General features: G+C 30.1%; 16 protein-coding genes and 1 riboswitch. Of the genes, 15 read left to right on the forward strand and 1 reads right to left on the reverse strand.

The genetic code is table 11. The features are described 5' to 3' along the window. The first annotated feature begins 164 nt into the window (after positions 1–164). The 14 genes from KQI41_RS00855 to KQI41_RS00920 all read left to right on the forward strand — a co-directional run bounded on the left by KQI41_RS00855 (position 165) and on the right by KQI41_RS00920 (position 14,011). Entirely contained in the window at positions 165–752 is a 588-nt protein-coding gene (locus tag KQI41_RS00855; RefSeq protein ID WP_216584595.1) for a GNAT family N-acetyltransferase, read from the forward strand. Between the two features lie 200 nt (positions 753–952). Then, on the forward strand, positions 953–1,966 hold the full coding sequence (locus KQI41_RS00860) for an acyl-CoA thioester hydrolase/BAAT C-terminal domain-containing protein (RefSeq protein ID WP_154441458.1): 1,014 nt from the start codon (positions 953–955) through the stop codon (positions 1,964–1,966). A 33-nt stretch (positions 1,967–1,999) separates the two neighbouring features. Then, a complete protein-coding gene (locus tag KQI41_RS00865) occupies positions 2,000–3,214 on the forward strand; it encodes an RtcB family protein (protein ID WP_216584596.1) in 1,215 nt (404 codons plus the stop codon). 213 nt (positions 3,215–3,427) lie between these two features. Beyond that, a riboswitch (SAM riboswitch) is annotated at positions 3,428–3,535 on the forward strand. Positions 3,536–3,667: 132 nt separating this feature from the next. Next, positions 3,668–4,540 carry a homoserine O-succinyltransferase gene (locus KQI41_RS00870; RefSeq protein ID WP_154441460.1) on the forward strand — a complete coding sequence of 291 codons (873 nt, stop codon included), beginning with the start codon at positions 3,668–3,670 and terminating at the stop codon, positions 4,538–4,540. Positions 4,541–4,556: 16 nt separating this feature from the next. Further along, positions 4,557–5,786, forward strand: coding sequence for a homoserine dehydrogenase (locus tag KQI41_RS00875; protein ID WP_154441462.1), 1,230 nt, complete (start codon positions 4,557–4,559; stop codon positions 5,784–5,786). A 15-nt stretch (positions 5,787–5,801) separates the two neighbouring features. Next, complete coding sequence (locus KQI41_RS00880; protein WP_154441464.1) at positions 5,802–6,992, forward strand: aspartate kinase; 1,191 nt, start codon at positions 5,802–5,804, stop codon at positions 6,990–6,992. 137 nt (positions 6,993–7,129) lie between these two features. Beyond that, on the forward strand, positions 7,130–7,531 hold the full coding sequence (locus KQI41_RS00885; RefSeq protein WP_154441466.1) for a metal-dependent transcriptional regulator: 402 nt from the start codon (positions 7,130–7,132) through the stop codon (positions 7,529–7,531). Positions 7,532–7,534: 3 nt separating this feature from the next. After that, on the forward strand, positions 7,535–8,461 hold the full coding sequence (locus KQI41_RS00890; protein ID WP_154441468.1) for a metal ABC transporter solute-binding protein, Zn/Mn family: 927 nt from the start codon (positions 7,535–7,537) through the stop codon (positions 8,459–8,461). 28 nt (positions 8,462–8,489) lie between these two features. Next, a complete protein-coding gene (locus KQI41_RS00895; protein WP_154441470.1) occupies positions 8,490–9,224 on the forward strand; it encodes a metal ABC transporter ATP-binding protein in 735 nt (244 codons plus the stop codon). 18 nt (positions 9,225–9,242) lie between these two features. Continuing rightward, the gene (locus KQI41_RS00900; RefSeq protein WP_154441523.1) at positions 9,243–10,361 is read left to right on the forward strand and encodes a metal ABC transporter permease; all 1,119 of its coding nucleotides are present in this window, start codon (positions 9,243–9,245) and stop codon (positions 10,359–10,361) included. Then, positions 10,362–11,483 (forward strand): metal ABC transporter permease, encoded by a 1,122-nt coding sequence (locus tag KQI41_RS00905; RefSeq protein WP_216584597.1) that lies wholly within the window; start codon positions 10,362–10,364, stop codon positions 11,481–11,483. A 34-nt stretch (positions 11,484–11,517) separates the two neighbouring features. After that, complete coding sequence (locus KQI41_RS00910) at positions 11,518–12,021, forward strand: dihydrofolate reductase (protein ID WP_216584598.1); 504 nt, start codon at positions 11,518–11,520, stop codon at positions 12,019–12,021. A gap of 236 nt (positions 12,022–12,257) precedes the next feature. Further along, entirely contained in the window at positions 12,258–13,436 is a 1,179-nt protein-coding gene (locus KQI41_RS00915; protein ID WP_216584599.1) for a hypothetical protein, read from the forward strand. 47 nt (positions 13,437–13,483) lie between these two features. Next, on the forward strand, positions 13,484–14,011 hold the full coding sequence (locus KQI41_RS00920; RefSeq protein ID WP_216584600.1) for a YcxB family protein: 528 nt from the start codon (positions 13,484–13,486) through the stop codon (positions 14,009–14,011). A gap of 148 nt (positions 14,012–14,159) precedes the next feature. Here the strand turns inward: KQI41_RS00920 and KQI41_RS00925 are convergent, their stop codons facing one another. Continuing rightward, entirely contained in the window at positions 14,160–15,350 is a 1,191-nt protein-coding gene (locus KQI41_RS00925) for a coenzyme F420-0:L-glutamate ligase (RefSeq protein WP_154441480.1), read from the reverse strand. A gap of 97 nt (positions 15,351–15,447) precedes the next feature. Between KQI41_RS00925 and KQI41_RS00930 the strand changes: the two genes are divergently transcribed. Further along, positions 15,448–16,329, forward strand: a complete 882-nt coding sequence (locus KQI41_RS00930; RefSeq protein WP_154441482.1) for a LysR family transcriptional regulator — start codon at positions 15,448–15,450, stop codon at positions 16,327–16,329. Positions 16,330–16,362: the final 33 nt, after the last annotated feature.

Here is a 16,362-nt window from a genome sequence, read left to right on the forward strand (position 1 = left end):
AAATAGGCATTTGTCTATCTATTTTACATATATAAAATAACAATAAATTTATTAAGGTTGTAAATGAAATCTAATTTCATTTACAATTTTTTTATTTTTTGTAGGAGGTAAAGTTATGCCAATATATCTTTAAAGAAGAAAAACAATAAGGAGGAATAATAATTATGTCTAAGAGTAAAGTTATGAATAATGAGGAAATAGGTTCAAAAGAAGTCTTTACTATAGATTGTAAAGATATAGTATTAAGAGAGTTTAGATTAGAGGACTTAGATGAGCTATATAATCTTACGTTACAACCTGAAATAACAGACTATTTACCTGATTGGAAAGGGACAAAGGAGCAACGTAAAAAATGGCTAATAGATTTTCATATGAAAAGTAACGAGAAATTTTTAAAAGCTATTCCAAACATTGGAGAGCAATGGTTGAATCTAGGTATTATATTAAAGGAAACAAATGAGTTTATAGGATGGTGTTGTACAGGACCAAAGGATGAATTACCTTTACCAAATAGAGAGATAGCCTATGCTATTTCAAAAGATTATAGGTCTAAAGGATATACCACTCAGGCAGCAGAGGGATTAGTAAAATATTTATTTGAAAATACTAATGTTGAGGTGCTAAATGCAATAGCCTTAACGCGTAATATACCTTCAAATAGAGTAATTCAAAAATGTGGCTTTGAGTATATAAATATTATTGAGATTGAAAATGAGGAATTTCATCATTATAAACTTAGTAAAAATCAGTGAAAGTAATTCTTCCATTGAAAAAATGTTCAAGTCTATGGAGGGTTGAACATTTTTGATGTTCAATTAAATTTGTATGCCAATTTATAACAGCCATGGTAATTATGATATAATAAAATTACTATATAATTATAGAAAAGAAGGTATTAATACATAAGAATATAATTGAATGGGGATAGTGGAATTAGCAAAGGGGGTATTTTATGAAAAGAGAATTAAGGATATTGGTAATAAATTTAATCATAATATTATTAGCAGTAGCCTTTATAGTAATTTCAAGAAATATTAATAAATCAAAAGCTACTGAAGCAATTTCAGAGTTTAAGAAACATCCTAAGAGAGGTGATTTATATAAACTGAGTCCTAAGAATATTAGAACTGTAAAGCAAAAAATAAATGGAGATTATATTAGAGGACTACATTATATTCCTAATGAAATCCATCATAAAGGAGTTGTAATTACATTTGGCGGGTCAGAAGGAAGCATATATGAGACCATGGCAGACTATTTATCAAGTGATGGATATGAAGTTGTTGCAGTATATTACTTTGGTCAGCAGGGGCAATCTGAAAATCTAAGCAAAGTTCCTTTGGAGATATATGAAGAAATTTATTCTTATATAAAAATAAATTGTAAAAATATTGATCAGATTACTATAGTAGGCATTTCCCGTGGAGCTGAGTTAGCTTTATTGATGTCTACATATTATGATAGTATCAATAATGTTGTATTATTTGCTCCTTCATCTTATGTTTTTGGTGGAATAGATTATGGAAATCCAGCTTGGATATATGAAGGTAAGCCCTTAGAATATCTTAATGGAGAAGTTAAAGGTATACCATTCATTCAGTTGTCTCTTTGTTACGGTTTAAATAAACCATATAAAAATATAATAGGTTCTGATGCTATTATAAAAAACAGCTCTAACCTAGAAGAGTCAAGAATTAAGGTAGAAGATTCCAATGCAAGGATATTGATATTTTATGGAACTAATGATGAGGTCTGGAATTCAAAAGATATGTCTAAAGTTATTGAAGAATATGCTAAGAAGGAAGTTATGATCTATGAAAATAAGGACGCAGGGCATAGTTTTGGGAGTCCAATGATAATAATGAATAATATGTTTAACGGTGGAAATTTAGATGCTAATATTGAAGCAGACCTAAATAGTAAAAAGATAGTTCTTGAAACTCTTAAAATATGGCACGATAATTAGGAAAAGAAAAATGTTTTTAGAAGAGGTGGTTTTGTGGAATTACAAGGAAAATATAATATAGCAAAGGTATTTACTGATAATCTTGAAGAGGGTGCAAAGGAGCAGATAATTGAATTACTAAATCAAGATTTCATTAAGGACTCTAAGGTTAGAATAATGCCTGATGTACATCAAGGTATGGGTTGTGTAATTGGATTTACAGCGTGTATGGGTGATAAGGTAATACCTAATATTGTTGGAGTAGATTTAGGATGTGGTATGATTACTGTAGAACTAGGAAATATAGATATAGATTTACCTAAATTAGATGATATAATACACAAAAGAGTCCCATCAGGAAAATCTACTCATAATGAAAGAAGATTCAAGTTTGATAAATTAAATAATTTATATTGTTTTAGAGATTTGAAAGATACTAAAAGAATTGAAAGAAGCATAGGAACATTAGGAGGGGGCAATCACTTCATTGAAATTGCAGTAGATAGTAAGAACAGCAAATACTTAGTAATCCATTCAGGCAGCAGAAATCTAGGAAAGCAAGTTGCAGAAATATATCAAAGACTGGCCATAGACTTATGTAGTGGAAAAGAAGATTATTTTATTAAAAGAGATGAAATAATTACTGGATATAAAGCAGAAGGTAAAAGAAAAGAAATAAAGAAGGTGCTTGAAGAACTGAAAAAGGAATATGATAATCTTCAGCCTAGCTACCCAAAAGCACTATGTTATTTAACTGGAGAATATAGAGAAAAATATTTACATGATATGAAGATTTGTCAAGAATATGCAAGTTTAAATCGAGAGATGATGGCAGATATTATTTTACAATCTCTATTTGAAAAAGGATTACATGAGTTTACCTACTTTGAAACCATTCATAACTATATTAATTTTAAAGATAATATTATTAGAAAAGGTGCTATATCAGCTTATGAGGGAGAGAAGGTCTTAATCCCTATAAATATGAGAGATGGCTCTATAATCGCCATAGGAAAGGGAAACCCAGAGTGGAACTATTCAGCACCTCATGGTGCAGGAAGGCTTATGAGCAGAAACGTTGCCAAGGAATCTGTCAATTTAGATGATTTTAAAAAAAGTATGGAAGGGATATATTCCACATCAGTAAATGAATATACCTTAGATGAATCTCCTTTTGCATATAAACCAATTGAGGAAATTCTCAATAATATTGGTGAAACTGTTGAGATTGTAGATATAATAAAACCAATATATAATTTTAAGGCATAGGGAAAATATTGTTGACATATTTACACCTCTATGTTAATATGATTAATAACTTAATAGCTTTACTTATCAAGAGTTAGGGTAGAGAATTAGCTCCATGACCCTACACCAACCTGTTATTTAACAAGGTGGTTCTGCTAATGCCGATAATATAGATTCGTGAATCTACCTTCTTAGCATTGGCTAGGAAGGTTTTTTTAATTACAATTTAATATTTTCTTATCTAGAGAGGTGGAGGGACTGGCCCAATGAAACCCAGCAACAGTTTTAAGCTATGGCTTAAAAAATGTGCTAATTCCTGCGGCGAAAGCTGAGAGATAAGAAGCGGAATTATATTTTTATATAAAAATCCCTTCTTATTTTAGAAGGGATTTTTCAATTATAAAAGGAGGAATAAAGGATGAAAAAGGAAATCAAATGTTTAAATGACAGATTATATATAGGTGGATGTAATAGATGGGTCTAGTAATCAATGAAAATATTTCAGCAATAGATCTATTAAGAAAGGATAATATAGACATTAATTTTCAAGGAGACTTTCAGGACTCGCTGAAAGTATTGATATTAAATTTAATGCCAAATAAATTGGATACTGAATATCAACTATTGAAATTATTGGGAAATAGTTTTGTAGATATACAAGTAGATTTTCTATATGTAAAATCACATAAACCTAAAAATACAAGTTTGAATTACTTAGAAATAGCTTATAAAACATTAGAGCAAATAAAAAATACAAATTATGATGGCATGATAATAACAGGTGCTCCCCTAGAATTTGTGGATTTTGGTGATATATCTTATTGGAATGAGTTAAAGATTATAATGGATTATTCTAATAAATATGTCAAGTCCACTATATACCTATGTTGGGCAGCAGTAGCAGGACTGTATTATAACTATAAAATACCTAAACATATCATTGATAAAAAGGTAGTAGGAATATTTAGTCATGAAATCATAGGAAGAAATTCTCCGTTATTTAAAGGACTTGAACAAGAAATAATCACCCCACATTCTAGATACTTTGAAATTAGAGAGGAGGATATAAGAGATATAAAAGAATTAGAGGTTTTATCTAAATCTAATGATGTGGGAATACATATATTAGCTGAAAGGGAAGGAAAGGCAATATATATTACAGGACATCCAGAATATAATACAGATACTTTGAAAAATGAATATAAGAGAGATAGAAATAAAGGATTAGTACCTAATTTGCCTAAAAATTATTTTCCCGATGATGATTTTTCTGTAATACCTAAAAATACATGGAGGAATCATTCACAGAGATTAATAAATAATTGGATAAGATATTATTTAGTATAAGGAAAGGGGAGTAGCAATGTTAAATATTGGATTATTAGGATTGGGAACAGTAGGAGTAGGCATTGTACAGATATTAGAAGAAAGAAAGGACTATTTAGAGAAACTTATAAAAAAGGAAATTAATATATCTAAGATACTGGTAAAGGACATAGAGAAAATAAGAGATGTAGAAATAAATAGAGGAAAGCTTACTACAGATGTTCATGAAATAATGGAAGATAATAGTATTGATGTAATTATTGAAGTTATGGGTGGTTTAGATAAGCCCTATGAATATATAAAGGAAGCATTAAGTAGAGGGAAGAATGTAATCACAGCAAATAAAGCTGTAGTAGCAAAACATTTAGAGGAGTTAACGGATTTAGCAAGGAAAAATAACAAGTTTTTTCTATATGAAGCTAGTGTAGGTGGAGGAATTCCAATTATAAAACCATTACAGGAGCAAATAAATATAAATGAAATACAACAAATAAAAGGAATTTTAAATGGAACTTCAAATTATATACTGACAAAGATGGTAACAGATGATTTAAGTTTCACAGAAGCCCTAGAGATAAGTCAAAACTTAGGTTATGCAGAAGCAGACCCTACTGATGATATTGAAGGCTATGATACTAGAAGAAAACTTAGAATTTTATCTACTATTGCATTTAAAGACAGGATAAATGAAGATAATATCTCATGTTATGGAATCAATAGTATAAGTTTTAAAGATATAAGAAATATAAAAAATATGAATTGCACAATTAAGCTATTAGGTACAGCAGTTTTAAATCATAATAGATATTATGCTTCTGTTGAGCCAGTTATTTTGAGTCAAGATTCTTATTTAGGTAAAGTTGATAATGCTAAAAATTTAGTCTCTTTTATAGGAAATATGGTCGGAGAATTAAGGTTTTTTGGGGAAGGTGCTGGGAGATTTCCTACAGCTAATGCGGTCTTAAGTGATTTAATAGATATTACAACCAATACTTATCCAAAAGTAAATTTAGGAATGAATGTGAATTTAGATAATATGAACGGATTATATAAAGGAAAATATTATATGAGAATTGATACTAAAGAAAATATTGGGGATAAAATAGAAAAATATATTAAGGATAATGGGATTATAGAGAATATGCTCGAAAAGCAAGAGAGTATTATATTTACAACTAAATCCATATCAAAAGAAAAATTAGAAAGAATGGCAGAGTTGTTCAAGATAGACAAGAAAGATTATTTCACTGCAAGATTAGAAGTGTAAAAAGGGTGTGATTTCATGATTATTCAAAAATATGGAGGGAGTTCAGTAGAAACTACTGATAAAATCATTCAAATTGCTAAAAAAATAATTGAAAGAAAGAAAAGTACTAAAAATATTATAGTTGTAGTTTCAGCTATGGGAAAAGATACAGATGGATTGCTTGAATTAGCAAAAAAAATATCTTCAGAGCCTATGGAAAGAGAATTAGATGTATTGTTATCCATAGGAGAACAGCGTACAATATCCTTATTATCCATGGCATTAAATACTTTGGGTCATAAGGCTGTTTCTTTAACAGGAACACAAGCTGGAATAAATACTAAAGGAAATTATACTAGGGCAAGTATAGAAGATATTGAAAAAAATGTAATAGAGAAATATTTGGAAGAAGGAAATATAGTAATTGTAGCAGGGTTTCAGGGAGTTAATGAAAAAGGAGATATTACAACTTTGGGAAGAGGGGGTTCTGATACTACAGCTGTAGCTTTAGCTGCTAAATTTAACTGTCCTTGTGAAATATATACAGATGTAGATGGAATATATTCCATTGATCCTAAGTTATATAAAGAGTCTTGTAAGATATCAGAAATAAATTATGATATTGCCCTGGAAATGGCTAGATTAGGTGCTAAGGTAGTTGATAAAAGAGCTTTAGCCTTGGGAAAGAGGTATGAAGTACCAATATATGTTGGAAATAGCTTCAAAGAACAGTTGGGAACGAAGATAGGAGGGGAAAGCATGGAAGAATTGAAAATATTATCATTGTTGGTAGATGATAATCAAGTAGAGGTAAGGATAAAAAATATTCCAAATAAAATAGAGGAATTATCTAATGTATTTAGAATATTAGGAGGATATAATTTAGATATTGGGATGACAGAAAACAATTTAATAGATGAACATATAAATATATCCTTTATATGTTCTAAAGAGTATATGAAATTATTTCCCTCCATAAAGAAGGATATAGTAAACAATGTAGATAGATTTATAGATGTGGAAACAAACCATACTACTAGAATATCCATAGTAGGTACTGGGAGAATAAATCAAGCTAAAGTCACATCAGAGATATTCGATATAGTAAAAGAATTTGGTATGAAATATAAGAAATTCTGTACATCTGAACTAAGCTTATCCTATTATTTTGAAGGTGGAGATATAAAAGCATTAGTCAGCAGAATAGCCCAAGCTTTTAATTTATAAAATAAATAAGAAGATGATTTCTGTATTAAACAGAGATTATCTTTTTTATTCTAAATATTTTGTGTTAACTCTAAAAGAAAGGGTATTATATACATAAGTTAGGCATGCCTAACATAATATAACCATGGAGGAAGAATATGAATATAAGCAAAGAAGATTATCTAAAGACAATATACGAGCTTGGTGGTGACAAGGAGCAAGTTAGTAATAAGAATATAGCCACAGCCCTTAATATATCACCTCCCTCTGTATCAGAGATGATAAAAAAACTATTACAGGATGGCTATGTTGAATATACAGTATATCAAGGTATAAAGCTTACAGAATACGGAGTGACAGAAGCTAAGAAAATCAGAAGGAGACATCTTTTATGGGAGGTTTTTCTTGTGGAGAAACTAGGATATAATTCTGAGGAAGTACATGATGAAGCAGAAAAACTAGAGCATGTAACTAATAAAAAGCTGGAAGAAAAATTGGATGAATATTTAAATTATCCCAAGGTATGTCCCCATGGGTCAAAAATAATAAGGGAGGAATAAGTAATGAAAAAAATATTGATTTTAATAATGGTTGTATCCATATTAACTGCTGTTGTGACAGGATGTGGAAATCCAAGTAAGGAGAATGATACTGGATATAAGGTGGTAGCCACTACTACTTTAGTAGCAGACCTTGTAAAATCCATTGGAGGAGAATATGTAAATGTTCAAGGGTTAATGGGACCAGGAGTTGACCCTCATTTATATAAAGCCAGTGCAGGAGATGTGAAGCTAATGCAAAATGCAGATATGGTAGTTTATAATGGTCTTCATTTAGAGGGAAAAATGGGAGAGATATTTGAAAATATAGAAGCTGGTGAGAAAGTAGTTTTAGCAGTGACACAAGATATAGATGAATCAAATTTTATTGATTTTGTTTCAAGTCCTGGAAGCTTCGACCCTCATATTTGGTTTGATGTAAAGCTTTGGAAGGAAGCAGCAAAAACTGTGGCAGAAGGACTTAAAGAACTAGATGAAGAACATACAAAGGATTTTGAGAGTAATTTAGAGAAATACTTAGGAGAGCTTAATAAGCTTGAAGAATATATTAACAAAAGAATAGCTGAAATTCCCGAGGAAAATAGAGTTCTTATAACTGCCCATGATGCTTTTAATTATTTTGGGAATGCTTATGGGTTTGAAGTTAAGGGGCTACAAGGCATAAGTACTGCTTCAGAAGCAGGGACATCTGATGTTCGTGAATTGGCAAAGTTTATTGTGGAACGAAAGATTAAGGCAATATTTGTTGAGTCATCAGTGCCACGAAAGAGTATTGAAGCATTGCAAGAAGCTGTTAAGGCTCAGGGATTTGAAGTGGAAATAGGAGGAGAACTATATTCTGATTCTACAGGTGATGCAGGAACTGATGATGAAACCTATATAGGAACATTTAAGGCAAATATAGATACAATTATTGATGCCTTAAAATAATTGAATAATTGGCAAGGAGGAATGAAATATGAATCTTGATTATATAATAGAGGTCGAAGATATGACAGTTGCCTATGAAGCAAAGCCCGTTTTATGGGACGTTGATCTTAATATACCAAAATCCATTTTAATGGCAGTAGTAGGACCTAACGGAGCAGGAAAGTCAACCTTAATAAAGGCTATGTTGGATTTAATAAAGCCAGTATCAGGAAATGTATTATTTAATGGGGCATCTTATAAGTCCCAAAGAAAACATATAGGATATGTACCCCAGTCTGAATCTGTAGACTGGGACTTTCCTACAAATGTTTTAGATGTAGTTCTTATGGGGAGATATGGGGAAATAGGATGGATAAAACGACCTAAGGAAGAAGATAAGAAAAAGGCAAGAGAAGCCTTAGAAAAGGTAAATATGATAGAATTTGCAGATAGACAAATATCACAGCTATCTGGAGGACAGCAGCAGAGAGTATTTCTTGCAAGGGCATTGGTTCAAGATGCAGATATATACTTTATGGATGAGCCATTTAAAGGTGTAGATGCTAAGACTGAAAAGGCTATAATATCCATTTTAAAGGAATTGAAGGAAAGGGGAAAGACCATAATAGTTGTTCACCATGATCTTCAAACTGTGGAAGAGTATTTTGATTGGGTGGTATTATTAAATACTCAGATTATAGCCAGTGGACCTGTTAGTGAAGTATTTACAGATGAAAATCTAAGAAAGACTTATAGAAGTACAGGGCAAATTTTAAAGAGGTAGGTGAGAAAGTTGTTAGATATGATATTAACAGATTATACTTTACAGATTGTATCCCTAGGCTCTGCACTTCTGGGGATAATATCAGGGGTTTTGGGAAGCTTTGCTGTTATAAGGAAGGAAAGTTTATTGGGAGATGCGGTTTCTCACTCTGCCTTACCAGGAATTGCATTGGCATTTTTAATGACTCAAAGTAAAAGAACAGAGATACTTCTTTTAGGAGCTTTGATTTCAGGATTACTATCTACATTTATTATTCTTTCCATAGTGAAGTATTCAAGAATTAAATTTGATAGTGCCTTGGCATTGATACTATCGGTATTCTTTGGAGGTGGCATTGTTCTTTTAACTTATATTCAAAAAATACCAAATGCAAATCAAGCAGGTTTAGAAAATTTCATCTTTGGTCAGGCATCTACTCTATTAAAGAGAGATATACAAATAATGGGTATATTGGGAGTGGTTTTAATAACTTTGATTGTCATATTCTGGAAAGAATTTAAAATAGTCTCATTTGATAGCGATTTTGCTGAAAGTCTTGGCTTTTCTACCAAAAAAATAACTACATTACTTTTTATTATGATAGTAACAGCTATTATTATAGGCTTGCAAACTGTAGGAGTTATCTTAATGAGTGCCATGCTTACAGCCCCAGCTGTAGCTGCTAGGCAGTGGACAGATAAATTATCTGTTATGGTAGTTTTATCGGCTCTATTTGGAGCTGTATCAGGAGTTATTGGTACTATATTAAGCTCTTTAGTTTCAAAATTACCTACTGGTCCAATGATAGTAATCGTTATAAGTATAATAGTAATTTTTAGTTTATGTTTTGCACCTAATAGAGGTTTGATATGGAAATATTTTAGAAATAGAAAGAAGGAAAGGACCATAAATGAAGACCAGGTTCTAGTGAATCTCTATCGTTTAGCTATGAATCATGAAGATTTGAATCATAGTCACAATATCTCTATAATAAAACCAGATAAATCTATGACTGTAAAATCAGCAAAAGAACTTACAAAGAAACTAGAATCCTTAGGAAGTAGAGGTCTTGCTAAGAAGGATTACTTCAATAAATGGGCAATTACTGAAAAGGGATTAGAATATGTGGAAAATTATTTTAAAAAGGAGGAGTTATAGATGTCACCACAAATGGAAATTCAAATCATAGCAGTTATAGTGGCAGTAGCGTGCTCCCTCCCAGGTGTATTTTTAGTTCTTAGAAAAATGTCTATGATGTCAGATGCTATAACCCATACGATTTTATTAGGAATAGTAATTGGATTTTTTATGGTAAATAGTTTAACCTCTCCTTTTCTAATAGTAGGAGCTGCTTTAATGGGAGTTATTACTGTATTTTTAACAGAGATGTTAAATAATACTAAACTAGTATCTGAAGATTCGGCAATAGGAATAGTATTTCCTTTGCTTTTTAGTATAGCCATAGTAATTATATCTAAGTATGCTAGTTCGGTTCATTTAGATACAGACTCTGTGTTATTAGGAGAGCTTGCCTTTGCACCTTTCAACCGTATGAAGGTATTTGGAATAGATATAGGGGCGAAGGCAATTTATTCCATGGGAGGTATTTTAATAATAAATCTTTTATTTGTAATAATATTCTTTAAAGAGCTTAAAATAGCAACATTCGATCCTGCATTAGCAACTGTTTTAGGATTTTCACCTGCTTTGATACATTATAGTTTGATGACCATAGTCTCAATAACTGCTGTTGGAGCTTTTGAATCTGTAGGATCTATTCTAGTAATTGCTTTTATGATAGGTTCTCCAGTTACAGCATATCTAATTACAGATAATCTAAAAAGTATGATTATTTTAAGTGGATTGATTGGTGGATTAAATGGAATTTTAGGATACCAATTGGCTTCCTTTTTAGATGTTTCCATAGCAGGCTCTATGGCAGTTATGACAGGAGTAGTATTCTTGTTGGTCTTTATATTTTCACCTAGCAGAGGATTATTAACTATTGTTAGTCGAAGAAAACGACAAAAAATAGAATTTGCAGGAAAATCTTTAATGTTTCATATATATAACCATGAAGGTAAAGAGGAGGAGGCTTTAGAGAGTGGGATTTATACCATTAAGGAGCATCTACAATGGAATGAGAAATTTATGAAATTAATAATAAAAGAACTTAAAGATAAGGAGAAAATCTATATAAAAGATGATATAATAAAACTAACTGAATCAGGTAGAGAATATGCTATAAAAAGCTATGAGGAAATAGTATCTGGATTCTAAAATAAAACTATATAATAAATTTGCAGGAGGCTATATGATTTTAATTTTTGCAGTAGATAATAATTGGAACATTGGATATGACGGAGATATGCTATATAAAATATCAGAAGACTTAAAGCGATTTCGACGACTTACAGAGGGAAATATTATTATAATGGGAAGAAAAACATTTGAGTCTTTACCAGATAAAAAGTCATTGCCTAATAGGATAAATATTGTAATAACTAGAGATAAGAACTATAAAGCTGAAGGTGCAACTGTGATTAATTCTTTAGAAGACTTATTTCCATTGCTAGAGGAATTAAACCCTAATAATGACATGGAGAATTTCATAATAGGGGGAGGGGAAATTGTTAAACAAACCATTTCCTATTGCAATAAAGCGTATATAACTAAAATATTTAACTCTTTTGAAGGAGCAGATACTTTCATACCAAATTTAGACTTATTAGATGATTGGAAAATAGTAAAAGAATCAGAAATAGATAGACAAGATGACTTAGAATATAAATATGTAGACTATATTAGAGTTAAATAAATATTCCCAGCGGAACAAGTTTGTTTAGGCTCTAAAGGTGGCACTGACCTTGAATACAATATAAGAACTTCTATACTGGCATAACTTATTAAATACATCGGGTATTTACTAAGTTGATGTTATCCATCTCCCATCTAAGAAGATGGGAGAATTACATATTAGAGATTAAATATATTAACAAGTTATTATGCTCAAGCTTTTTTATAAAACTAAAAGTAAATATATGGGGGATGATTATGGAATATAACTGCAGGATAACTAAAAAAGAAATAATAAGAAGAAATCTAGGTTTGCTTATAGACTATAAGACTTTAATTGCAGTTATATTTTTAGTTATAGGATATCTAGTAAAACCCCTTAAATTTATTTTTTTATTAGGTATTTCCTATTTTATCTTATATTTAATATTCATAATTAAATCATTACTAAGTAAGCAGAAAATTATATCCTTGGATTTTATAATTGGAGAAGATGAGCTAATAGTTAAAGTAAAGAATCAACAATTAATATTTCCTTTTAGAGATATAAAAAAGATAAAGGAAAATAGCCATGGTCTAATAATTAAGATGAATAGAAAATCAGAAGCGACATTAAGGACATTTGAAATACCATATGATTTAGAGGACAAGCATATAGGATTTATAAAAGAATTAAAGTATAGATATGAGAGTTATAAACCAAAGGACAAAGCAGAGGAAAGCTTTGAAAATGCCATAGTAGCATTTAAACTGAGTCCTAAAAAAGAAGTAATTAGATATATTAAATATTCTAAGAGAATTTATTTTAATATACTTCTTTCAGGTGTTTGTCTTTTTATTTCAATAATGTTAATAGATAGCAAACCATTGGCTGGTGTTACTTTGATATTTTTAGCCATAATGTCTTGGGTTGGATATTATATTGATTATAGAATGAAAAGCTTAAGAAATCCTTTAATATGCTCAATTGAAAGATTAGATAATGAGAGTTTTGAAATTAAAGGAAATACATTTAAAAGTATTGTAAATATAAAGGATGTCAAGCTTTTAAATATAAATAATAAGGAATACATTATTAAGGTTGAAGACATAACAAATGAATCATATGCTTTTACTGAAAAAGAAATAATAGCTGGAGATATTGATAATCTTGTTAAAGTCATAGGCGAATCCTATATAAAATTGAGAAGTGAAAAACTGCCAATATTATCTATGATATCTGCAATCATTAGTATTCTATGGATGCCAATGGTTCTTACTCCTTTGGGTACAAAAATATCTTTATATCTTCATTTTACATTCTTTATAATTTCATTGATCCTTGCAATTATTGGATTGACTAAGAAAAACATAATAAAAAGATTTATTTATGTGACTTTGTTTTTAGACTTACTATTATTAATATTTTATATCCATGTAATCAGTAAGATATTATAAAGATTTTATATATTGAGATAAAATGATAGAAAAGTTAGGAGGAAGACATGGCTAACAAATTATTTACAGTGAAAACTCGTATGACAAAAGAAGATTATCATAAATTTTTATATGTGGCAACATTTCGAAGGAACAAAGTAATAATTCCTTTTATAATTATATTAGCTGCTTTAATGGCTGCATTACTTGCCTTTGATGATAGGGAATTTAATATAATAAGGTTTTTTATGCTTTGGATTCTACTTGCATTAGTTTCCTTTAGCACAATGATTTTTAAGGTTGAAAGGAGAACTAAACAAAGAATAAAAACTGATAATACAGGAGTATTTGACTCTCAAGATATATTAGATTTTCATGATGATTTTTTAATTGTAAAAAACACAGCAATTGAAGGTCAATCTAAAATTAAATATGACCAATTTTATCAGGTACTTGAGTCGAAGGACTATTTCATAAACTATTTTAATATGAATCAGGCATCTTTAATAAGAAAGAAGGATATGGATGAAGAAGCTATTAAAAAGTTGAGAAATCTATATGAAAAACGAATGGGAAATAAGTATAAGAAGATCTAAAAATAAAGAGGATATAAGGTGATATGATACTTCCAAAGTAGACAATCTAATTAATTTAATATTATTACAAAAATAAAGTGTTTTACAATATAAATGTAACTGAATATAAGAAAGACAGAGGAAGATAAATATCCTCTGTCTTTTTGACCTATTTTATATATTTATCAAAATATCCTTGGATATAAACTATAGGAGTTCCCTTGTCTCCACTACCAGAGGTTAAATCTGAAAGGGAGCCTATTAAATCAGTAAGTCTTCTAGGAGTAGTTCCTAGAGAATCCATACCTTCAGTAAAAGAGGATTCTTTACTTTCAATATACTTAGATATGGCTGATTTTAATTCATCTCCTTGTAAATCGGCAAATTTATCATCTGCTAAATATTTTAATTTTACTTCTGAAGGAGTTCCTTCTAAGCCAGAAGTATAAGCAGGAGAAACTACAGGGTCTGCCAATTCCCAAATTTTTCCTACAGGGTCTTTAAAGGCACCATCTCCATAAATCATTACTTCAACGGTTTTACCTGTTTTTTCTTTGATGGATTCTTGGATTTTATCTACAACAGGCTGACAATCCCTAGGGAATAATTTTATTTTGTTTTCTGTTGATTTATTGGAGCCAAGTAAACCATATTTTTCATTATATCCACTGCCATTTATAGATGAAGTTAAAATATCATCAAGTCCATAAATGTTTTCTCCTCCATTTTCCTTTAACAATCTTTTAGTTCTAAATCTAGTATGAATATCACATACAATTACATTTTTAGTATAATCTAAAATAGTTTTTGGATTGTTGGAGAAAATTATTTCACAATCAGTTTCATATTCAGCAATTATGGATTTATAATATTCGATGTAATCTACATTAGTAAAAGGGTGTAAAGTATAGCCAAAATGTTTTCTAAATTCTTTTTCACTTAATACATCTGTCCAAGGATTTACTCCAGTCATATCAAATGTGTCTATATCTACTAAATGATTTCCAACCTCATCTGAGGGGTAGCTTAACATTAGTACTATTTTATTTACTCCTTTAGCAATGCCTCTTAATATGGTGGCAAAACGATTACGACTTAAAATAGGGAATATTACACCAATGGTTTTATCTCCAAATTTCTCCTTAATATCTTCTGCAATATCATCAATATGGGCATAATTTCCTTGAGCACGAGCAACGAGAGATTCTGTTATGGCAATTATATCTTTATCTTGAATTGTAAAATTTTCTATTTTGGAAGCTTTGATTACAGAGTCCACTGCTATGTCGATGATATTATCTCCTTCTTTAATAATGGGTGTTCTTAAACCTCTAATAACAGTTCCTACTACTCTTTCCATTTATATCGCTCCTTTCATATCCTACAATTTTAATATATAATATTTTCAGGTATAAGTAAAATAGGTATATGATATAATAGGCATAAGGAGTGGTTATATGTCTATTAGATTAGAGCTTTATAAAGTATTTGATAAAGTAGCTGAATGTGGAAGCTTTTCAAAGGCTGCTAAAGAATTATATATGACACAACCTGCTGTAAGTCAATCTATAGCACAACTAGAAGAAGAATTAAAAGTAAGACTTTTTACCAGAATTCCAAAGGGAGTAATACTTACCAATGAGGGAAAGATTCTATTTGAATATACGAATTCAGCAATTAGCTTATTAGATACTGGGGAAAAAAAAATAAAAGAATCAAGAAATTTAAATGAAGGGGAATTAAAGATAGGAGTTAGTGATACAATCTCTAGATATTATTTATTACCATATTTAGAGAGTTTTTATAAAGATTATCCTAAAATTAAACTAAAAATAATTAATCGTACTACAGATGACCTTAGAAATTTAATAAAATCAGGTGAAATAGATATTGGAATATGCAATTTACCAATAGAGGATAAATCATTATCTATAAGAAAATGCAAAGATATCCATGATATATTTATAGGTGGAGAAAAATACAAAGATTTGGCTTTAAAACCCATGACATATGATGAACTTTTAAAATATCCTTTAATATTTTTAGATAATAGGTCTAGGTCAAGACAATATGTAGAGGAATATCTTTTTTCAAAAGGAATAAGAATAAACCCAGAAATCGAACTAGGTTCTCATGACTTACTTCTTGAATTTGCACAAATAGGTTTAGGTTTAGCCTGTGTAGTTAAGGAGTTTTCAGAGGATTATTTAACACAGGGAATCCTATATGAAATTAATCTTGCCCCAAACATTCCAAAAAGAAGTATAGGGATTTGTTCATTGACAGGAGTCTCTCTTTCTCCAGCATCTAAAAAGTTTGTAGAGTATTTAGTTAAATGAAACTAGTTATGTTGCAAAGTTAATGTATTAATA

The organism is Tissierella pigra (assembly GCF_018917845.1).
In the GTDB taxonomy this organism is placed as follows: Bacteria; Bacillota; Clostridia; order Tissierellales; family Tissierellaceae; genus Tissierella; species Tissierella pigra.

Excerpts from the sequence above, each read along its gene's own strand:
- KQI41_RS00855 (WP_216584595.1), top strand. The coding sequence starts at position 165 with ATGTCTAAGAGTAAAGTTATGAATAATGAGGAAATAGGTTCAAAAGAA.
- KQI41_RS00860 (WP_154441458.1), top strand. The coding sequence starts at position 953 with ATGAAAAGAGAATTAAGGATATTGGTAATAAATTTAATCATAATATTA.
- KQI41_RS00870 (WP_154441460.1), top strand. The coding sequence starts at position 3,668 with ATGGGTCTAGTAATCAATGAAAATATTTCAGCAATAGATCTATTAAGA.
- KQI41_RS00875 (WP_154441462.1), top strand. The coding sequence starts at position 4,557 with ATGTTAAATATTGGATTATTAGGATTGGGAACAGTAGGAGTAGGCATT.
- KQI41_RS00880 (WP_154441464.1), top strand. The coding sequence starts at position 5,802 with ATGATTATTCAAAAATATGGAGGGAGTTCAGTAGAAACTACTGATAAA.
- KQI41_RS00885 (WP_154441466.1), top strand. The coding sequence starts at position 7,130 with ATGAATATAAGCAAAGAAGATTATCTAAAGACAATATACGAGCTTGGT.
- KQI41_RS00890 (WP_154441468.1), top strand. The coding sequence starts at position 7,535 with ATGAAAAAAATATTGATTTTAATAATGGTTGTATCCATATTAACTGCT.
- KQI41_RS00895 (WP_154441470.1), top strand. The coding sequence starts at position 8,490 with ATGAATCTTGATTATATAATAGAGGTCGAAGATATGACAGTTGCCTAT.
- KQI41_RS00900 (WP_154441523.1), top strand. The coding sequence starts at position 9,243 with ATGATATTAACAGATTATACTTTACAGATTGTATCCCTAGGCTCTGCA.
- KQI41_RS00905 (WP_216584597.1), top strand. The coding sequence starts at position 10,362 with ATGTCACCACAAATGGAAATTCAAATCATAGCAGTTATAGTGGCAGTA.
- KQI41_RS00910 (WP_216584598.1), top strand. The coding sequence starts at position 11,518 with ATGATTTTAATTTTTGCAGTAGATAATAATTGGAACATTGGATATGAC.
- KQI41_RS00915 (WP_216584599.1), top strand. The coding sequence starts at position 12,258 with ATGGAATATAACTGCAGGATAACTAAAAAAGAAATAATAAGAAGAAAT.
- KQI41_RS00920 (WP_216584600.1), top strand. The coding sequence starts at position 13,484 with ATGGCTAACAAATTATTTACAGTGAAAACTCGTATGACAAAAGAAGAT.
- KQI41_RS00925 (WP_154441480.1), bottom strand. The coding sequence starts at position 15,350 with ATGGAAAGAGTAGTAGGAACTGTTATTAGAGGTTTAAGAACACCCATT.
- KQI41_RS00930 (WP_154441482.1), top strand. The coding sequence starts at position 15,448 with ATGTCTATTAGATTAGAGCTTTATAAAGTATTTGATAAAGTAGCTGAA.